Source organism: Streptomyces sp. NBC_00872 (assembly GCF_045161915.1).
In the GTDB taxonomy this organism is placed as follows: Bacteria; Actinomycetota; Actinomycetes; order Streptomycetales; family Streptomycetaceae; genus Streptomyces.
Window position 1 is genome coordinate 3,978,485 of record NZ_CP108806.1, and the last position, 16,580, is coordinate 3,995,064.

The 16,580-nt window shown below is 70.4% G+C and carries 17 protein-coding genes; 9 read left to right on the forward strand and 8 right to left on the reverse strand.

The window, feature by feature from the left end; translation table 11 throughout:
• Positions 1-103 precede the first annotated feature (103 nt).
• On the forward strand, positions 104-1,306 hold the full coding sequence (locus OG214_RS17000) for a threonine aldolase family protein (RefSeq protein ID WP_405985192.1): 1,203 nt from the start codon (positions 104-106) through the stop codon (positions 1,304-1,306).
• A 365-nt stretch (positions 1,307-1,671) separates the two neighbouring features.
• On the opposite strand, the gene OG214_RS17005 is transcribed toward OG214_RS17000, so the two are convergent.
• Both OG214_RS17005 and OG214_RS17010 read right to left on the reverse strand, forming a co-directional pair.
• Complete coding sequence (locus OG214_RS17005) at positions 1,672-2,343, reverse strand: response regulator (RefSeq protein ID WP_382863101.1); 672 nt, start codon at positions 2,341-2,343, stop codon at positions 1,672-1,674.
• A gap of 28 nt (positions 2,344-2,371) precedes the next feature.
• Entirely contained in the window at positions 2,372-3,571 is a 1,200-nt protein-coding gene (locus OG214_RS17010) for a sensor histidine kinase (RefSeq protein WP_363081685.1), read from the reverse strand.
• A 168-nt stretch (positions 3,572-3,739) separates the two neighbouring features.
• Between OG214_RS17010 and OG214_RS17015 the strand changes: the two genes are divergently transcribed.
• Positions 3,740-4,705 carry an SAM-dependent methyltransferase gene (locus tag OG214_RS17015; protein WP_405985193.1) on the forward strand — a complete coding sequence of 322 codons (966 nt, stop codon included), beginning with the start codon at positions 3,740-3,742 and terminating at the stop codon, positions 4,703-4,705.
• Between the two features lie 80 nt (positions 4,706-4,785).
• Positions 4,786-5,937 carry an NADH-quinone oxidoreductase subunit D gene (locus tag OG214_RS17020; protein WP_382863107.1) on the forward strand — a complete coding sequence of 384 codons (1,152 nt, stop codon included), beginning with the start codon at positions 4,786-4,788 and terminating at the stop codon, positions 5,935-5,937.
• Positions 5,938-6,040: 103 nt separating this feature from the next.
• Here the strand turns inward: OG214_RS17020 and OG214_RS17025 are convergent, their stop codons facing one another.
• The 4 genes from OG214_RS17025 to OG214_RS17040 form a co-directional block, all read right to left on the reverse strand.
• Positions 6,041-7,204, reverse strand: coding sequence for a hypothetical protein (locus OG214_RS17025; RefSeq protein WP_363081688.1), 1,164 nt, complete (start codon positions 7,202-7,204; stop codon positions 6,041-6,043).
• A 165-nt stretch (positions 7,205-7,369) separates the two neighbouring features.
• On the reverse strand, positions 7,370-8,353 hold the full coding sequence (locus OG214_RS17030) for an ABC transporter substrate-binding protein (protein ID WP_363081689.1): 984 nt from the start codon (positions 8,351-8,353) through the stop codon (positions 7,370-7,372).
• 37 nt (positions 8,354-8,390) lie between these two features.
• Positions 8,391-9,146: an ABC transporter permease gene (locus OG214_RS17035; RefSeq protein ID WP_383034390.1), complete on the reverse strand. Its 756-nt coding sequence runs from the start codon at positions 9,144-9,146 to the stop codon at positions 8,391-8,393.
• Position 9,147: 1 nt separating this feature from the next.
• Positions 9,148-9,918 (reverse strand): ABC transporter permease, encoded by a 771-nt coding sequence (locus OG214_RS17040; protein ID WP_405985194.1) that lies wholly within the window; start codon positions 9,916-9,918, stop codon positions 9,148-9,150.
• A 141-nt stretch (positions 9,919-10,059) separates the two neighbouring features.
• Here OG214_RS17040 and OG214_RS17045 point away from each other — a divergent pair, with 141 nt between their 5' ends.
• On the forward strand, positions 10,060-11,235 hold the full coding sequence (locus tag OG214_RS17045; protein ID WP_363081692.1) for a betaine/proline/choline family ABC transporter ATP-binding protein: 1,176 nt from the start codon (positions 10,060-10,062) through the stop codon (positions 11,233-11,235).
• On the opposite strand, the gene OG214_RS17050 is transcribed toward OG214_RS17045, so the two are convergent.
• Positions 11,222-12,334 carry an alpha/beta hydrolase-fold protein gene (locus OG214_RS17050; RefSeq protein ID WP_363081693.1) on the reverse strand — a complete coding sequence of 371 codons (1,113 nt, stop codon included), beginning with the start codon at positions 12,332-12,334 and terminating at the stop codon, positions 11,222-11,224. The genes OG214_RS17045 and OG214_RS17050 overlap by 14 nt on opposite strands.
• A 389-nt stretch (positions 12,335-12,723) precedes the next feature.
• On the opposite strand from OG214_RS17050, the gene folP reads away from it, so the two are divergent.
• The 5 genes from folP to OG214_RS17075 all read left to right on the forward strand — a co-directional run bounded on the left by folP (position 12,724) and on the right by OG214_RS17075 (position 15,778).
• Positions 12,724-13,584 (forward strand): dihydropteroate synthase, encoded by an 861-nt coding sequence (gene folP / locus OG214_RS17055; protein ID WP_405985195.1) that lies wholly within the window; start codon positions 12,724-12,726, stop codon positions 13,582-13,584.
• Positions 13,581-14,042 (forward strand): nuclear transport factor 2 family protein, encoded by a 462-nt coding sequence (locus OG214_RS17060; RefSeq protein WP_363081695.1) that lies wholly within the window; start codon positions 13,581-13,583, stop codon positions 14,040-14,042. The genes folP and OG214_RS17060 overlap by 4 nt, the downstream gene beginning before the upstream one ends.
• A 212-nt stretch (positions 14,043-14,254) precedes the next feature.
• Positions 14,255-14,614, forward strand: a complete 360-nt coding sequence (gene folB, locus OG214_RS17065; RefSeq protein WP_382863125.1) for a dihydroneopterin aldolase — start codon at positions 14,255-14,257, stop codon at positions 14,612-14,614.
• On the forward strand, positions 14,611-15,225 hold the full coding sequence (folK, locus tag OG214_RS17070; protein ID WP_363081697.1) for a 2-amino-4-hydroxy-6-hydroxymethyldihydropteridine diphosphokinase: 615 nt from the start codon (positions 14,611-14,613) through the stop codon (positions 15,223-15,225). The genes folB and folK overlap by 4 nt, the downstream gene beginning before the upstream one ends.
• A 49-nt stretch (positions 15,226-15,274) precedes the next feature.
• Entirely contained in the window at positions 15,275-15,778 is a 504-nt protein-coding gene (locus OG214_RS17075) for a DUF3180 domain-containing protein (RefSeq protein ID WP_363081698.1), read from the forward strand.
• 86 nt (positions 15,779-15,864) lie between these two features.
• On the opposite strand, the gene folE is transcribed toward OG214_RS17075, so the two are convergent.
• On the reverse strand, positions 15,865-16,470 hold the full coding sequence (gene folE, locus OG214_RS17080) for a GTP cyclohydrolase I FolE (RefSeq protein WP_363081699.1): 606 nt from the start codon (positions 16,468-16,470) through the stop codon (positions 15,865-15,867).
• Positions 16,471-16,580: the final 110 nt, after the last annotated feature.

A 16,580-nucleotide genomic window follows, 5' to 3' on the forward strand; every position in this document is an offset into this window, starting at 1 on the left:
GGTACCGGACGATTTCTCGCCATGCTACGCCAGCGTTCCGCCCCGCCACTTGGCTGTCCACAGGCTGTGGGCAGGCGGCGGCACGTGGGCGATGATGCGAGCCATGGAAGAAACGAACGAACGGACCGAACAGGCACCGGCCGACGGCGGGAAGACGGACGAGAAGACGGCGGACACCATGCGCCGCCGCAGGCTGGCCGCCTGGCAGGCGTCCGAGCGCGTGCTGACACGGCCCGGTATGAACCAGCGGCTCGGGGAGCGGCTCGCCGCCCTGGCGGCGGACGCGGGATCGGTCCACGATCTGGACGAATGGACGGACCTGTACGGGAACGGGGTCGTCGCCGAGCTGGAGCGGCGGGTGGCCTCACTGCTCGGCTTCCCCGCCGCGGCCTTCTTCCCCACGGGCACGATGGCGCAGCAGGTGGCGCTGCGGTGCTGGGCGGGGCGCACGGGGAACGGGACGGTGGCACTGCATCCGCTCGCACACCCCGAGGTCCACGAGGGCGGTGCGCTGTCGGCCGTCAGCGGACTGCGTATGGTCCACCCGACCACCGAGCCGCGGCTGCCGACCGCCGAGGAGATCCAGGACCTGGCCGATCCGTTCGGCACGCTGATGCTGGAGCTGCCCCTGCGGGACGCGGGCTTCGTCCTGCCGTCCTGGGACGAACTGGTCGCGGTGGTGGACGCGGCGCGCGAGCGGGACGCGGTGGTGCACTTCGACGGCGCGCGCCTGTGGGAGTGCGAGCCGCACTTCGGGCGTACGCGCGCGGAGATCGCGGGTCTCGCGGACAGCGTGTACGTGTCCTTCTACAAGTCCCTGGACGGACTCTCCGGCGGGGCGCTGGCCGGTCCCCGGGAGCTGGTGGAGGAGGCGCGGGTCTGGCGCCACCGTTACGGGGGCCAGCTCTTCCAGCAGTTCCCGGCGGCGCTGTCGGCCCTGGTGGGCCTGGAGCGCGAGCTGCCGCGGCTGCCGTCGTACGTGGCGCACGCGCGGGTGGTGGCCGCGGCGCTGGCGGAGGGCTTCGCGGCGTCCGCGGCGCCCTGGTTCCGCGTCCACCCGGACCCGCCGCACACGCACCAGTTCCAGGTCTGGCTGCCGTACGCGCCGGAGGCGCTGAACGAGGCGGCGGTGCGGCAGGCGGAGGAGACGAAGACGGCGCTGTTCCGCGTCTGGGCGGCGGCACCGTCCGGCCCTCCGGGCCTCTCCTACACGGAGGTCACGGTGACGGAGCCGGGGCTGGAGTGGACGGCGGAGGACGTCCGCGCGGCGGTCACGGACTTCACGACGCGACTGCCTGCGGGCTAGGGGTCGTAGTCCGGGGTGCGGTGCGCCTCCCGGCGGGGGCCGCCTGCGGCGGGGGCGGTGCGCGCCTGCGGCGCGGGGGCCGGTGGGTGGGGGGTGCGGGTGCCGGGGCCTCCGGAGGTACATGTCCGGACGGCATGATTTACGCCGCGTGCGGACCGGTTTGCTGGGTGCGGGTCTCGTAAGCGGCACAAATCACGCTTTAGTGTCCGAACACGCACCTCCTACGACCCCGACCCCCTCCCGCCGGTGCTCCGACTGCGGGCCAAAAACAAGCCCGTCCGGCGATTGAGGACGGACCCGTCACGCGGACGGACCCGCGCATGGAAACCGGCCCCCGCCGAAACGGGCCCCAGAAGCGCGGCCCCCTAGCTTGGAGGCGACCCCGCACGGACCAGGCCCGTTTCGTAGGCCAGTACCACCACCTGCACCCGGTCCCGCAGCCCCAGCTTGGTGAGGATCCTGCCGACATGGGTCTTCACGGTCGCCTCGGAGAGCACCAGCCGCCCCGCGATCTCCCCGTTCGACAGACCCTGCGCCACCAGCAGCATCACCTCGCGCTCGCGGCCGGTGAGCCGTTCCAGCTCCTTGTGCCGCGGCTTGGTGCTCGTCGGCAGCATCGGTGAGAAGCGGTCGAGCAGCCGCCGTGTGGTGGACGGGGCGACCACCGCGTCACCGCTGTGCACCGAGCGGATCGCGCTCAGCAGTTCGCCGGGCGGCACATCCTTCAGCATGAAGCCGCTGGCCCCGGCCTTGAGCCCGGAGAAGGCGTACTCGTCCAGGTCGAAGGTGGTCAGGATGAGCACCTTCGGCGCGCCCGGTTGAGCGCAGATACGGCGGGTCGCCTCGACACCGTCGAGCCGGGGCATCCGGACGTCCATCAGCACGACGTCCACGGTGGTGGCGCGGAGATTCTCGATCGCCTCCGCGCCGTCGCCCGCCTCCGCGACGACCTCCATGTCCGGCTGCGCGGCCAGCACCATACGGAAACCGGTGCGCAGCAGCACCTGGTCGTCGACGAGCATCACGCGGATCGACATCTCGGGGTTCCTTGTCCGGTAGGGGGAATCAGTGCGCCGGCTTCAGCGGGAGCAGCGCGCTGATCCGGAAGCCGCCGCCCGGACGCGGTCCGGCGTCGAGCGTGCCGCCCACCATCCCGACCCGCTCCCGCATCCCGATCAGCCCGTGACCGCGCCCGTCGGCCCCGCCGTCCTCGTACACCTCGTGCGCCGCGCCCCGGCCGTCGTCCTCGACGAGCAGTCCGAGCCCGTCGTCGAAGTAGACCAGCCGCACACTGGCGCCGACATCGGGTCCGCCGTGCTTGCGGCTGTTGGTGAGGGCCTCCTGCACGATGCGGTACGCGGTCAGCTCCACCCCGCTGGGCAGCGGCCGCGGAGTGCCCTCGATCTTGAAGTCCACGCTGAGGCCCGCGCCCCGCACCTTCTCGACCAGATCCTCTATCTGGCCGACATCGGGCTGCGGTACGTACTCGCCGCCCTCCTTGGTGTCGCCGGTGCGCAGCACGCCGAGCAGTCTGCGCATCTCGGCCAGCGCCTGCCGGCCGGTGCTCGAAATGGTCTCCAGGGCCTCCTTGGCCTGGTCGGGCGCGGCGTCCAGCACATAGGCCGCGCCGTCCGCCTGAACGACCATCACCGAGACATTGTGCGCGACGACATCGTGCAGCTCACGGGCGATACGGGCGCGCTCGGCGGCCACCGCCACCTTCGCCTGCGCCTCGCGCTCCTTCTCCAGCCGGGTGGCGCGCTCCTCCAACTGGTCGAAGTAGGCGCGGCGGGTACGGGCGGAATCTCCCAGCACCCAGGCCAGGGCGAAGGGCACGCTCATGATGATGGCCACGACCACCCGGCCCGCGGTGCTCGTTCCGTCCTCGGGCCAGCGCACCTGGGAGATCGGCGCGGCGAGCAGTCCGCCGGTCAGCGCGAGCTGGGAGGCCCAGCGCGGGCCGCCCTGGGCCGAGACGGTGTAGATCACCACCAGCATCCCGAAATCGGCCGGGTTGACCTCCACGTCCAGCGCGATCTGGGCGACCCCCAGGCCCAGTACGAGCACCAGCGTCTTCTCGGGTGCGCGGCGGCGCAGCGCCACGGACAGGCTCAGCAGCGCGACCACCACGATGGCCACCAGACGGGGCCCCACACCCACGACCTGCTGCACCACCCACAACAGAGAGAACCCGAAGAGCAGGACAGCCCAGAAGCTGTCGACGCCCGTCGGGTGTCTGCGGAGAAAGTCGTAGAAGCGCTGCACGTAACCCAGCGTAGGTAAGCGGAAACGGCGGACGGGTCAACCGGAGGGTCGATCCGGTCGGCGGAAGCGTACTCCCCAAGGTGGAGACTTGGCTCCGTGACGGATGAGACGTGTAAGTCGCGGGGGGTTCGGGGCATACGGTACGGGCCCCGCGCGCGGCGCTGGCGCATGGCCGCCGAGGACGCGCTGTACGGCCCCGGCGGCTTCTATCTGCGGCCGGAGGGACCGGCGGGGCACTTCCGTACCTCGGTGCACGCCTCCCCGCTCTTCGCCGCCGCCGTCGCCCGGCTGCTCACGGCGACCGCCGAGCGGCTGGGTACGAAGGACGTGGCGCTCGTCGACATCGGCGCGGGCCGCGGCGAGCTGCTGACCGGAATCCTGGCCGCGCTCCCCGCCGGGCTCGCCGTACGGCCGTACGCCGTCGAGCGCGCCCCGCGCCCCGCGGGCCTGGATCCGCGTATCGAGTGGTGCGACGAGCCGCCGGCCGGGGTGAGCGGGCTGGTCTTCGCGAACGAGTGGCTGGACAACGTCCCCGTCGACATCGCGGAGACCGGTGACGACGGGACCGTACGGTACGTCCTGGTGCGACCGGACGGTACCGAGGAGCCGGGCGAGCCGGTCACGGGTCCGGACGCGGAGTGGCTGGCCCGCTGGTGGCCGTCGGCCGGGCCCGGCAGCCGGGCCGAGATCGGCCGGCCGCGCGACGAGGCCTGGGCGGCGGCGGTCGCCACGCTGGAGCGGGGGCTCGCGGTCGCCGTCGACTACGCGCATGTACGGGACGCCCGGCCGCCCTTCGGTACGCTGACCGGTTTCCGCGCGGGCCGTGAGGTGCCCCCCGTACCGGACGGGAGCTGCGATCTCACCGCCCATGTGGCGCTCGACGCCTGCGGGCTGCCCGGCGCCGTGCTGCTCGGCCAGCGCGAGGCGCTGCGGGGCCTCGGGGTGAGCGGCGCCCGGCCGCCGCTGTCGCTGGCCGCCACCGATCCGGCCGGATACGTACGGGCGCTGGCGGCGGCCGGGGAGGCGGCGGAGCTGACGGCGCGCGGCGATCTCGGGGACTTCGGCTGGCTGATACAGCCCGTCGGCGTGGAACCGCCCGATCCAGGGTCTTTCGTTTGGGCGAGCCCAGCCTGATCCAAACGAGAGGCCCTCGGTGCCTCCGGGTCGCCGCCGCGCGCCGACCCCATGGGAGACCGTCTGAGAGACTGTCGCCCATGACGGAGACCACCCGGACGACGGTCGGCATCGGCGGCGCCGCGGAGAGCACCGACATGGTGCTCAACATCGGGCCGCAGCACCCCTCGACACACGGTGTGCTCCGCCTCCGTCTGGTGCTCGACGGAGAGGTGATCCGCAGCGCGGAGCCGGTCATCGGCTATATGCACCGGGGCGCGGAGAAGCTCTTCGAGGCGCGTGACTACCGGCAGATCGTGGTGCTCGCCAACCGCCACGACTGGCTCTCGGCGTTCTCCAACGAGCTGGGCGTGGTGATGGCCGTCGAGCGGATGCTCGGCATGGAGGTGCCCGAGCGCGCCGTCTGGACCAGGACCCTGCTGGCCGAGCTGAACCGCGTACTGAACCATCTGATGTTCATCGGCTCGTACCCCCTCGAACTGGGCGGTATCACCCCGGTGTTCTACGCGTTCCGGGAGCGCGAGGAGCTCCAGGCCGTGATGGAGGAGATCTCCGGCGGCCGGATGCACTACATGTTCAACCGGGTCGGCGGGCTCAAGGAGGATCTCCCCGCGGGCTGGCTGGGACGGGCCAGGCACGCGGTCGCCGAGGTCCGCTCGCGGATGGACGTGTACGACCGGCTGGTCCTCGGCAACGAGATCTTCCGGGGCCGTACCCACGGTATCGGGGTGCTGTCACGGGAGGCGGTCCACGCGTACGGGGTGTCCGGGCCGATCGCGCGGGCCTCGGGGGTCGACTTCGATCTGCGCAGGGACGAGCCGTATCTCGCGTACGGCGAACTCCAGGACACGCTCACGGTCGTCACCCGCGAGGACGGCGACTGTCTGGCCCGGTTCGAATGCCTGCTGGAGCAGACGCACAACGCGCTGGCCCTGGCGGACGCCTGTCTGGACCGGATCGCGGAGCTGCCGCCGGGGCCGATCAACCAGCGGCTGCCCAAGGTGCTCAAGGCGCCCGAGGGGCACACCTACGCCTGGACCGAGAACCCGCTCGGGATCAACGGCTACTACCTGGTGTCCAAGGGCGAGAAGACTCCGTACCGGCTCAAACTCCGCTCGGCGTCGTTCAACAACATCCAAGCGCTGACCGAACTGCTGCCCGGGACGCAGGTCGCCGACATGGTGGCGATCCTGGGGTCGCTCTTCTTCGTCGTCGGCGACATCGACAAGTAGCCGCCGCCGGGCGGGAACGGGAGGCGGGCGCTCACGCCCGCGCCTCACCGCGTGTCCGTCGTGGCCAGGAGCCTTGGTCAAGAGCCGTGGTCAGAAGTCGTGGTCAGGAGCTGACCGCGTTGCGCAGCGAGCCGAGTTCGAGCGGCTCGGTCTCGTCGTGCTCGGTCAGATCGATGACCTGGCCGACCGCGCGCTCCTCGGACCCGCGCCGCTCGGCGAGGGCCTCCTCGCCCACCACGTCGGCGAGATCCTCGGCCGCCACGGACTCCGTCGTCTCCGTACGCGCCAACTCGGCGGCCGGTGCGGGCCCTTCGCCGTCGGCCTCGCCCGTGGACTCCGCGTCGCCCGCCGGGTCCGCCGTCTTCTTGTGCTGGCCGCCTTCCTGCCCGCCCCGGGCACCCGGCGCGGCCTGCGTGTGCCCATGTCCGTGCCCGGCCTGCGTACCGAAGAAGTCGAAACCGCCCTCGGGCCGGCGCACCGGGCCGCGCTGCGGGGAGTACGGAACGATCGCGGACGGGGTCGCCGTCCGGGTGGCGGGAAGCGTGGACGCCGAGCGGCCGTGCTGCTCGGCCCCGGCCTCCGGTACCTGATTCCGCCGCGACTCCGCCGACTCCGGCTCCATGGCCTGCTCGACCGCCCGCGCCGCGGCGCGCTCCACGGACTCACGCTCGTGGGCCGCCGCCGCGTCGGCCTCACGCCTCGCCCGCTGGGCCGCGCCGTTGCGCGACAGCTCGTCCAGGGCCCGCGCCGCGCTGAGATACACCCCCGCGACGGGCGTACCGCCCGCCGCCGGCAGGGCCTTGGGCACGACCGCGGCCTCGATGGCGAGCTGACGCCGCCCTTCCAGCGCGGTGGCGCGCTCGGTCTCCGCCGTGGCGTACCGGCGCAGCAGCGCCGCGTGCTCACCGCGCAGCTTGGCCAGCTCGACCCTCTTGGAGCGCAGCTTGGCCTCCAGCTTGAGGCGCAGCTCGCGCGCCTCCTCGACATCGGCCTCCAGCTCGGCCGTGCGCTCCTCGGTCCGCCACTGATCGCTCTCCCGCGCGCGGGTCAGCTCGGCGACCCGGCGGCCGGCGGAGCGGTCCCAGGCACGCATCAGGACCGCGCCGCTGACGGCCGCGGCCGCCGTGGCCGCGACCAGACCGCGGAGCACCACGGGCTCGGTGAAGAGCCAGGTGCCCGCGGCGCAGAGAACCGCGGCTCCGGCGACCGCCGACGGCGGCAGAAGCTTGTGGAGAGGTGGGGAATGGCGGTGGCGTCCACGTGGCATGGCCTGAAATTTACCGTGTGCGGAGACGGATTGGGGGGCCGGTCGAACAATCGGTCCCACCCCGTTTACCCGGGGTGCCGATCCCTTTCCCCTCTTTCCTCTACAGAACTCCGTTTTGCCTGCCGTCACTTACCTTCCGGCGGCCTCGCGGCCGCCGTTCGGCGGCTACTTCTTGACCAGACCTTTGGACTCCAGATACTCCTTCGCGACATCCTCCGGCTTGGCGCGCTCGGCATCGACCTTGAGGTTCAACTGCGCGAGATCGTCGGTCGTCAGCGCGGCGGTCAGCTTGCTCAGGACATCGGCTATCTCCTGGGAACCCGCGTCCTTGGCATTGACCACCGGCAGTACGTTGTCGGCGTTCTGGAGCTTCTTGTCGTCCTCCAGGACGACCAGTCCGAAGCTGTCGAGCGTGCCGTCGGTGGTGGAGCTGAGAACCACCTGGTCCACACCGTCCTTGACGGCCTGCTTGGACTGCGGAGTGCCGACGCCCTTGGGGTCGATCCCCGCGACATCGATGCCGTACGTCTTCTTCAGGCCCGGCGCGCAGAACGGCCGCACCTCGCACTCGTCACCCGCCGCGATCTTTACTTTGATCTTGGACTTTCCAAGATCGGAAAGGGTCTTGAGGCTGTTCTTCTCGGCGAATTCCTTGGTGACCGCGAAGGCATTCTGGTCGACGGCCTGGCCGACCGGCAGCACCTTCAGTCCGAGCGGCTCGGCGAGCTTCTTCAGCTCGGCGACGGTGGCGTCCGCGTCGCTGGACGCGAGCGGCTTCGCCAGTGCCGCGTCGGCGCCGTTCACCTTGGCGTTGAGGAATTCCGTGATCGTCGCCGCGTATTCCGGTACGACATCGATCTCGCCCTTCTCCAGGGACGGTTCGTACAGCTCACGGTTCTCCACCGTGGTCACGGAGGTCGAGTAGCCGGCGTCGCCCAGGATCTGGGCGTACAGCTCCGCCAGCACCTTGGACTCCGTGAAGGCCGCCGCGCCTATGACGAGCGAGCCCTTCTTCGCGGAGCCGGAGCCGGCCGTGGAGCCGGAGTCCGCCTTGCCGTTCTCCAGGCTGTCGCCGCCGCATGCGGCGAGCGACGTGGTCAGAGCCACCGCGCCCAGTACCGCACCCGCGATGCGCGAGGTCTTGCTCATGAGGTTCACCATCTCCAAGAAGCCTTTGGGTCGGTCGTCACGCGGTCGTGCGGGACGGGGTCCTGTCACCGGAGGATCGGGACGGTCCGGAGGGTCCGGAGGACCCGGCCGGCACTGAGGGTCCGGTGGCGACGGACGGAGCCGGGTCGATGACCCGGTCCAGTGCCACCAGCACTCCTTCGACGAGCAGAGCGAGCAGCGCGACGAGGAGTGCGCCCGCGACCACCTGCGGGGTGTTGTACGTGTTGAAGCCGGCGGTGATGATCCGGCCGAGCCCGCCCTGACCGACCATCGCCGCGATGGTGGCGGTGGCCACCACCTGGACGGCGGCGGACCGCAGACCGGTCATGATCAGCGGGTACGCGAGGGGCAGCTCGACCCGGGCGAAGAGCTGGCGCCCGGACATGCCCATCCCCCGGGCGGCCTCGACGACCGCGCTGTCCACCTCCCGCATACCGACATAGGCGTTGGTCAGCAGAGGCGGCACGGCGAAGAGCACCAGGGCGATGACCGTGGGCACCGAGCCCGCGTTGCGCAGCGGCGAGACCATGAACAGGGCGAGCACGGCGAAGACGGGGATCGCCCGGCCCACATTGGAGATATTGATCGCGAGCGCGCCGCCCTTGCCGATGTGCCCCAGATACAGCGCCAGGGGCAGGGCTATCGCGCAGGCCAGCGCCAGCGAGACCCCGCTGACATAGATGTGCTCCGTCAGCCGGTGCCACACACCGCTGTCGCCCTCCCAGTGCGCGCCGGTCGTCAGCCAGCTCCAGGCGTCTCCCAGAACACCCATGTCAGCCCACCGCCTTGACCGGGTCGCCCGCGCCCGCGGCATCCGCCCCGGCGCTCTCAGGGCGGGCCGGGCCCGGCCCGTCCGAAGGACCCGCCGTACGCGTCGTCCGTATCCGGGTCCAGGGCGTCAGCAGCCGCTGCGCCCCGAGCAGCAGCAGATCCGCCACGACCGCCAGCAGCACACAGAGCACGGAGGCCGCCAGCACCTGGGCCTTGAAGAAGCTCGACAGCGCGTCCTCGATCAGATTGCCCAGACCGCCCCTGCCGACGATCGAACCGACCGTGGTCAGCGCGATCGTCGACACCGTGGCTATCCGGAGACCCGCCATCAGGGCCGGCAGCGCCAGCGGGAGCTCGACCTCCCAGAGCATCCGCGCCGGTCCGTACCCCATCCCGCGGGCCGCCTCCCGTGCCTCTTCGGGCACCGAATCCAGCCCCGCCATGATGTTCCGCACAAGAATGGTCAGTGAATAGAGAACCAACCCCGTGATCACCAGGCCGGCGGAGAGCCCGAAGACCGGAAGCAGCAGCGAGAACATCGCCAGCGAGGGAATCGTGTAGAGCAGTGTCGTCAGCCCCAGCACCGGTCCCGCGAAAGAGGGCCTGCTCCGCGCGAGCAGTGCCAGGGGAAAGGCCACCAGCACTCCGATCACGACGGAGACGGCGGTGATCCACACATGCTGGACCGTGGCATCGATCAGCTCCTGGCTGCGGGAGCGGAGATATTCGCCGCAGATCCAGTCGTTCGCCGCCAGGCAGCTCTGTGTCTTCACGCGTTCCACCTCCCCCGTCTGTCCGAACGTATGGCTGGTTCCTACTGTCCGGCGACCTTATCCCCGACCACTGACATTCGCGGAAGCCCGCCACATTCCAGCAACATGGCCTTCACACAACACGCCGCACAATGGGGAACCATGATCCGATTCGAGCACGTCACCAAGCGGTACGCGGACGGTACGACCGCCGTCGACGACCTCTCCTTCGAGGTCTCCCAGGGCGAACTGATCACGCTCGTCGGACCTTCCGGCTGCGGCAAGACCACCACCATGAAAATGGTCAACCGGCTCATCGAGCCGACCGAGGGGCGGATCTTCCTCGACGGGGACGACATATCAGCCATCGACCCGGTCCAGCTCAGGCGCCGTATCGGCTATGTCATCCAGCAGGTCGGCCTCTTCCCGCACAAGACGGTCCTGGAGAACACCGCGACCGTTCCGCATCTCCTCGGCTGGCAGCGCGCCAAGGGCCGCAGCCGTGCCGCCGAGCTCCTCGATCTGGTCGGCCTCGACCCGTCCGTCTACGGCGACCGCTACCCCGAGCAGCTCTCCGGCGGCCAGCGCCAGCGCGTCGGAGTCGCCCGCGCCCTGGCCGCCGACCCGCCCGTCCTGCTGATGGACGAACCGTTCGGCGCGGTCGACCCCGTCGTACGCGACCATCTCCAGAGCGAGTTCCTCAAGCTCCAGGCAGCCGTCCGCAAGACTGTGCTGTTCGTCACGCACGACATCGAGGAGGCCGTCCGTCTCGGCGACCGTATCGCCGTCTACGGACAGGGCAGGATCGAACAGTTCGACGCCCCCGCCGCGGTGCTCGGCACCCCCGCCACCCCGTATGTCGCGGACTTCGTCGGCGCCGACCGCGGCCTCAAGCGGCTCTCCGTCACCCCCATCGAGGAGGGCGATCTGGAACAGCCGCCCGTCCTCCATCTCGACGACCCGCTCGAACGCGCGGCGGCGAAGCTCGCCGAGGAGGGCGCGCGCTGGGCCGTCGTCCTGGACTCCCAGGACAATCTGCACGGCTGGATCTCCACCGACCGGACCGGCGCCTCGACCGCCGGGACCGTACGGGAACACGCCCGCCGGATGGACGCCTGGCTGCCCCTCGGCGCCTCGCTCAAGCAGGCGTTCGCCACGATGCTCCAGCACGACGCCGGCTGGATCGCGGTCATCGACAAGGAGGAGACGGGACGGTTCCTGGGGGTCCTCACCCCCGCGCGGCTGCACGAGGCGCTGCGCCGCTCCATCGACGCGGACGCGCAGGACATCCCCCGTACCGAGGTGGAGCTGGAGACGATCAGCCTCAGTCAGCGCTGAGCCGGCCGCTCATCCACTCCAGCGCCGACGGGATCTCCCTGCGCCAGGTGTTGAAGTTGTGCGCGCCGCTGTCGAGGATGATCGACGACACCTGCGCGGGCGGTCTGACCTTGCTGATGAACTCCCGGGTGGCCCGGAGATTGCGCTCGCCCTTCCTGGAACTGGTGACGAGCAGGGACGAATTGCCCTGCGGAAGATGCTCCAGGCTCCAGAGCAGATCGGCCCGGTTCCTCAGCCGCTGGTCGCCGTGGAAGAGATCACCGGTCGTCGGGTCCTCGGCCGCCTTGTAGTCCGCGGAGAGCCCCGCGCCCACCGAATACCGCTCGGGATGGTGCAGAGCGATCTTCAGCGCGCAGTAGCCACCGGTGGAGTTGCCGATGATGCCCCAGTTGCGCGGCTCGCTCTTGACGCGGTACGTCCGTGACACCGCCAGCGGCAGGTCCCTGGCGAAGAAGGTCTCGGTCTGCGGACCGCGGGGCACGTCCACGCACTCGGTGTCCCTCGGCGGCGACACGGTGGGCCGCAGCATCACCAGGACCATCGGCTGCATCTTGCCCTTCCTGGCCAGCTCCCAGGCGGTCCTCGGATAGTTCAGGCCCTTGATCAGATTCTCCGCCACCCCGGGATAGCCGGTGAGCACCACCGTGGCGGGGAAGGACAGCCGCGAGAAGTGATGCTGGAAGTACTCGGGCGGCAGATAGACATACGCGGTGCTGTCGATCCCCGACCTCGGGCCGCCGATGGCGATCTTCTGGATCTGGCCGGCCACCGTGGGCTGCTTGCTGCCCGGCACGGGTGACCGCTGGGTGTCCATGACCGTGATGTTCTTGCCGTTGCCCGCCCGGCCGACGACCGCCCCCAGCTCCTGCTCCTGGCCGAAGAGGTCCCGCCAGGAACCGTAGAAGAGGAAGTACTGGTTCGCCACCAGGGCGACGGCCATGAAGAGGCTCACCTGAGTGGCGAACAGCAGACCCACTCGGCCGAACACGGCACGCGGCGTACGCGCCGACAGCCGCGGCCACAGCCAGACCGTGGCGAAGAACAGCAGCACGGCCAGCAGGACGGCCAGGGCGAGGACTTTACGGCTGGTAAGACCCATGACCACCGAGCTTTCTCCCGTGAGATTTTCCGGAACGCGGAGGAACCCTTCCCCCCGAGAGCTCCGTCCTGGAGGTCGCGAAATATCCGATGCCGCACAGATGGGGCGAACACGGACACCACACTCTCTCGCGGAGCCACGGGAAGAGATGTCTGCGACGCTAGATGGGGATAAATCGGAATCGGTTCCGACTCGGCCGCGGCACACCCCATGGATACCCGCCAATCGGCTGACGGGCCGTCCGCTCCGCCGGATTTCACCCCGCCCGGACGCACGACACGACAGGCACGCGTCCGGCACCCCCGCCCGGCCCCTCGCCGTACGCCCTTCCGAGCCGGGCCCGGGAAGATCCCCCGGGCTCCTGACGGGACAGGGCCTAGGGTGGGCATATGAGTACGTTGCGTGGACGGGGCACCGTCGAGGGTCTGCCGGAGTGGGACCGCTGCGCGGTCATGGGGGTCGTCAATGTGACACCCGACTCCTTCTCCGACGGCGGACGCTGGTTCGACACCACCACCGCCGTCAAGCACGGCCTCGACCTGGTCGCCGAGGGCGCCGATCTGATCGACGTCGGCGGTGAGTCGACCCGGCCCGGCGCCACGCGGGTCGACGAGGACGAGGAGCTCAGGCGCGTCGTACCGGTCGTACGCGGCCTGGCGGCCGAAGGCGTCACCGTCTCCGTCGACACCATGCGCGCCTCCGTCGCCGAACAGGCCGTCGCGGCCGGCGCCGCCCTCGTCAACGACGTCAGCGGCGGGCTCGCCGACCCGGCCATGGTGCCCGCCGTCGCCGCCGCCCGGGTGCCCTTCGTGGTGATGCACTGGCGCGGCTTCAGCCAGGACATGAACAGCCGCGCCGTCTATACGGACGTCGTCGCGGACGTCGTCACCGAGCTGCGCGCGCGGATGGACGCGGTGATCGCCGGCGGTATCGGCCCCGAGTACCTCGTCATCGACCCCGGGCTCGGCTTCGCCAAGCGGGCCGAACACGATCTGGCACTCCTCGCCCATCTTCCCGAGCTGCGCTCCCTGGGCCGCCCCCTGCTGGTCGCCGCCTCCCGCAAGCGGTTCCTCGGCCATGTCCTCGCCGGCGGCGAAGGCGCCCCGCCACCCGCCCGTGAACGCGACGCGGCCACCGCGGCCGTATCCGCCATCGCCGCACACCAGGGCGCCTGGGCGGTCCGGGTCCATGAGGTACGGGCGACGGCCGACGCGGTCCGCATGGCCCGCGCGGTCGAGGGCGCCGCGTGACCGCCCTCACGGACAACGAGCAGGTCGAGCAGGCGAACACGACCTTCTACGAGGCCATGGAGCGCGGCGACCTCGATTCGCTGTCCGGGCTCTGGCTGGACGGCGGCGCGGACGACGAGATCTCCTGTGTCCACCCGGGCTGGCCGGTCCTCACCGGCCGCGGCGACGTACTGCGCTCGTACGCCCTGATCATGGCGAACACCGAGTACATCCAGTTCTTCCTCACCGATGTCACGGTCTCCGTCGCCGCCGACACCGCCCTGGTGACCTGCACCGAGAACATCCTCAGCGGCGGCCCCGCCGAGGAGAGCGGTGAGCTGGGACCGCTCGTCGGCCAGCTCGTCGTCGCCACCAATGTGTTCCGGCGTACGCCCGAGGGCTGGAAGATCTGGTCGCACCACGGTTCACCCGTTCTGACCGAAACCGATGACGAACCGGAGGACGAGACACCCGCGTAAGTGGGTAGGCGGCCCTCGTGAACGGACGCCGGGAGCGGTGGACGGGGGTGGTGGACAGTGCTGGTGGACAGGGGTGACCACGGGCCGTGTGACACACCGCCCGTCCCCCGCGGGGGAACGGTGTCGGCGCTCGCGGGTAGATTCAAACGAGGGCACGGTGCCGCCCTTGACCGGACAGGTGCCCGAGACCAACGACAGCAGGAGTGATTCGCGTGGATCGTGTCGCGCTGCGCGGCCTCAGGGCCCGTGGGCACCATGGCGTCTTCCCCCGGGAGCGCGAAGAGGGGCAGACCTTCATCGTGGATCTGGTGCTCGGCCTCGACACCCGTCCCGCGGCCGCCGACGACGACCTGGCGAAGACCGTGCACTACGGAATCGTGGCCGAGGAGGTCGTGGAGATCGTCCGGGGAGAGCCGGTCGCTCTGATCGAGACCCTCGCCGAGCGCATCGCCCAGCGGTGCCTCAAGCACGACGGCGTCCAGGAGGTCGAGGTGGTCGTCCACAAGCCCGACGCCCCGATCACCGTCCCCTTCGACGATGTGACCATCACCATCACCCGGAGCCGAGTATGACCCTGTTCTCAGCCAGTGGGTCGCAGAGCGACCCGACCGCGCAGCCGGTACCCGCCTCCGTGGTCGCGCGGGTGGACGCGGCGGACACCACCCTCTCCAATCCGAAACGGGCCGTGGTCTCCCTCGGTTCCAATCTCGGCAACCGGCTGGAGACGCTCCAGGGCGCCATCGACGCGCTGGAGGACACCCCAGGACTGCGGGTCAAGGCGGTCTCCCCGGTCTACGAGACCGAACCGTGGGGGGTCGAACCGGGCTCCCAGCCCGCGTACTTCAACGCGGTGGTCGTGATCAGAACGACTCTGCCGCCGTCCTCCCTGCTGGAGCGCGGCCAGGCCATCGAAGAGGCCTTCGACCGGGTACGCGACGAGCGGTGGGGGCCGCGCACCATCGATGTGGACATCCTCGCGTACGCGGACGTCGTCTCGGACGATCCGCAGCTCACCCTTCCCCACCCCCGGGCCCATGAACGGGCCTTCGTCCTCGCCCCCTGGCACGACGTGGAGCCGGAGGCACAGGTACCCGGCCATGGCGCTGTCGCCGAGCTGCTCTCGTCGATCGGTTACGGCGGTGTGCGCCCCCGGGACGATCTGGAACTCCGCCTGCCCGAGTAGTCGTTAGGCTCAGCGGGTCGGTACGGCAAGGCGAAGGGCGGCTCTCTCGGTGAAGCAGTTGCGGATCGGCGTCCTGGCCGGCCTGTTCGTGGTGGCCGGTGTGCTCTCCTGGGCCGGAGCCCGCCTCTGGGACTCGCTCGGCACCCTGCCGAGCGTGCCGCTCGCGGCACCCATCGTCCTCGCCGTGATCGCCGTCGTGCTCACGGCGACCGCGCTCTCCCTGCGCTCCCGGCTACGCGCCCAGCGCGAGCGGCGCCCGGACGCCAAGGGCGTCGACCCTCTGATGGCGGCCCGCGCGGTGGTCTTCGGCCAGGCCAGCGCCCTGGTGGCGGCCCTGGTCTCCGGGATCTACGGCGGTACGGGCGTCTATCTGCTCAGCCATCTCGACATCCCCTCCCGCCGCGACCAGGCCTTCTACGCCGGCTTCTCCGTACTGGCGGGCCTCGCGGTGATCATCGCGGCCTTCTTCCTGGAGCGCGTCTGCAAACTCCCCGAAGGCCCGGAGGACGACGACCACGACAAACACGGCACGGCGCCGGCGGGTCCGGTCTGATCCACCCTCATCGGGTGTCCGCCGGCCATCGGGTGTCCGCCGGCGTCCCGCGCCCGGCGGCCGAGAAGACCGGCCGGTGAGCCGGGTCAGCGAGCCATGATCAGGCTCATGGCCTCCGCCCGGGTCGCGGGAACGCGCAACTGGCCGCGGACCGCCGAAGTGATCGTCTTGGCGCCGGGCTTGCGCACCCCGCGCATGGTCATGCACATGTGCTCGCACTCGATGACCACGATCACCCCGCGCGGATCCAGGATCTTCATCAGCGAGTCCGCGATCTGCGTCGTCAGCCGCTCCTGGACCTGCGGCCGGCGGGCATAGACATCCACCAGTCTCGCCAGCTTCGACAGGCCCGTGATCTTCCCGTCGGCCGACGGGATATAGCCGACATGGGCGACACCGACAAAGGGGACAAGGTGATGTTCACAGGAAGACATCACCTCGATGTCCTTCACGAGCACCATCTCGTCGTGGCCGAGATCGAACGTCGTCGTCAGTACATCCTCGGGGGTCTGCCAGAGCCCGGCGAATATCTCCTTGTACGCGCGTGCCACCCGGCCCGGGGTCGCGCGCAGTCCCTCACGGTCCGGGTCCTCCCCCACCGCGATCAGCAGCTCGCGCACCGCATTCTCGGCCCGCTTCTCGTCGAATTCGCGTACGGGGCTCTCGCCCTCCAGCGTCACCGGGTCGGTCATGTGTGCCTCGTTCCTGTGCCGTCCTTGTGGGCGCGCATAAGAATGCCGCGCTCCCACAGGCTAAAACCTGGGGGGCGCGGCATCCATTCCGGGCCGGTGGAGGCGTCCGG

Excerpts from the sequence above, each read along its gene's own strand:
- OG214_RS17000 (WP_405985192.1), top strand. The coding sequence starts at position 104 with ATGGAAGAAACGAACGAACGGACCGAACAGGCACCGGCCGACGGCGGG.
- OG214_RS17005 (WP_382863101.1), bottom strand. The coding sequence starts at position 2,343 with ATGTCGATCCGCGTGATGCTCGTCGACGACCAGGTGCTGCTGCGCACC.
- OG214_RS17015 (WP_405985193.1), top strand. The coding sequence starts at position 3,740 with ATGGCCGCCGAGGACGCGCTGTACGGCCCCGGCGGCTTCTATCTGCGG.
- OG214_RS17020 (WP_382863107.1), top strand. The coding sequence starts at position 4,786 with ATGACGGAGACCACCCGGACGACGGTCGGCATCGGCGGCGCCGCGGAG.
- OG214_RS17025 (WP_363081688.1), bottom strand. The coding sequence starts at position 7,204 with ATGCCACGTGGACGCCACCGCCATTCCCCACCTCTCCACAAGCTTCTG.
- OG214_RS17030 (WP_363081689.1), bottom strand. The coding sequence starts at position 8,353 with ATGAGCAAGACCTCGCGCATCGCGGGTGCGGTACTGGGCGCGGTGGCT.
- OG214_RS17035 (WP_383034390.1), bottom strand. The coding sequence starts at position 9,146 with ATGGGTGTTCTGGGAGACGCCTGGAGCTGGCTGACGACCGGCGCGCAC.
- OG214_RS17045 (WP_363081692.1), top strand. The coding sequence starts at position 10,060 with ATGATCCGATTCGAGCACGTCACCAAGCGGTACGCGGACGGTACGACC.
- OG214_RS17050 (WP_363081693.1), bottom strand. The coding sequence starts at position 12,334 with ATGGGTCTTACCAGCCGTAAAGTCCTCGCCCTGGCCGTCCTGCTGGCC.
- folP (WP_405985195.1), top strand. The coding sequence starts at position 12,724 with ATGAGTACGTTGCGTGGACGGGGCACCGTCGAGGGTCTGCCGGAGTGG.
- folK (WP_363081697.1), top strand. The coding sequence starts at position 14,611 with ATGACCCTGTTCTCAGCCAGTGGGTCGCAGAGCGACCCGACCGCGCAG.
- folE (WP_363081699.1), bottom strand. The coding sequence starts at position 16,470 with ATGACCGACCCGGTGACGCTGGAGGGCGAGAGCCCCGTACGCGAATTC.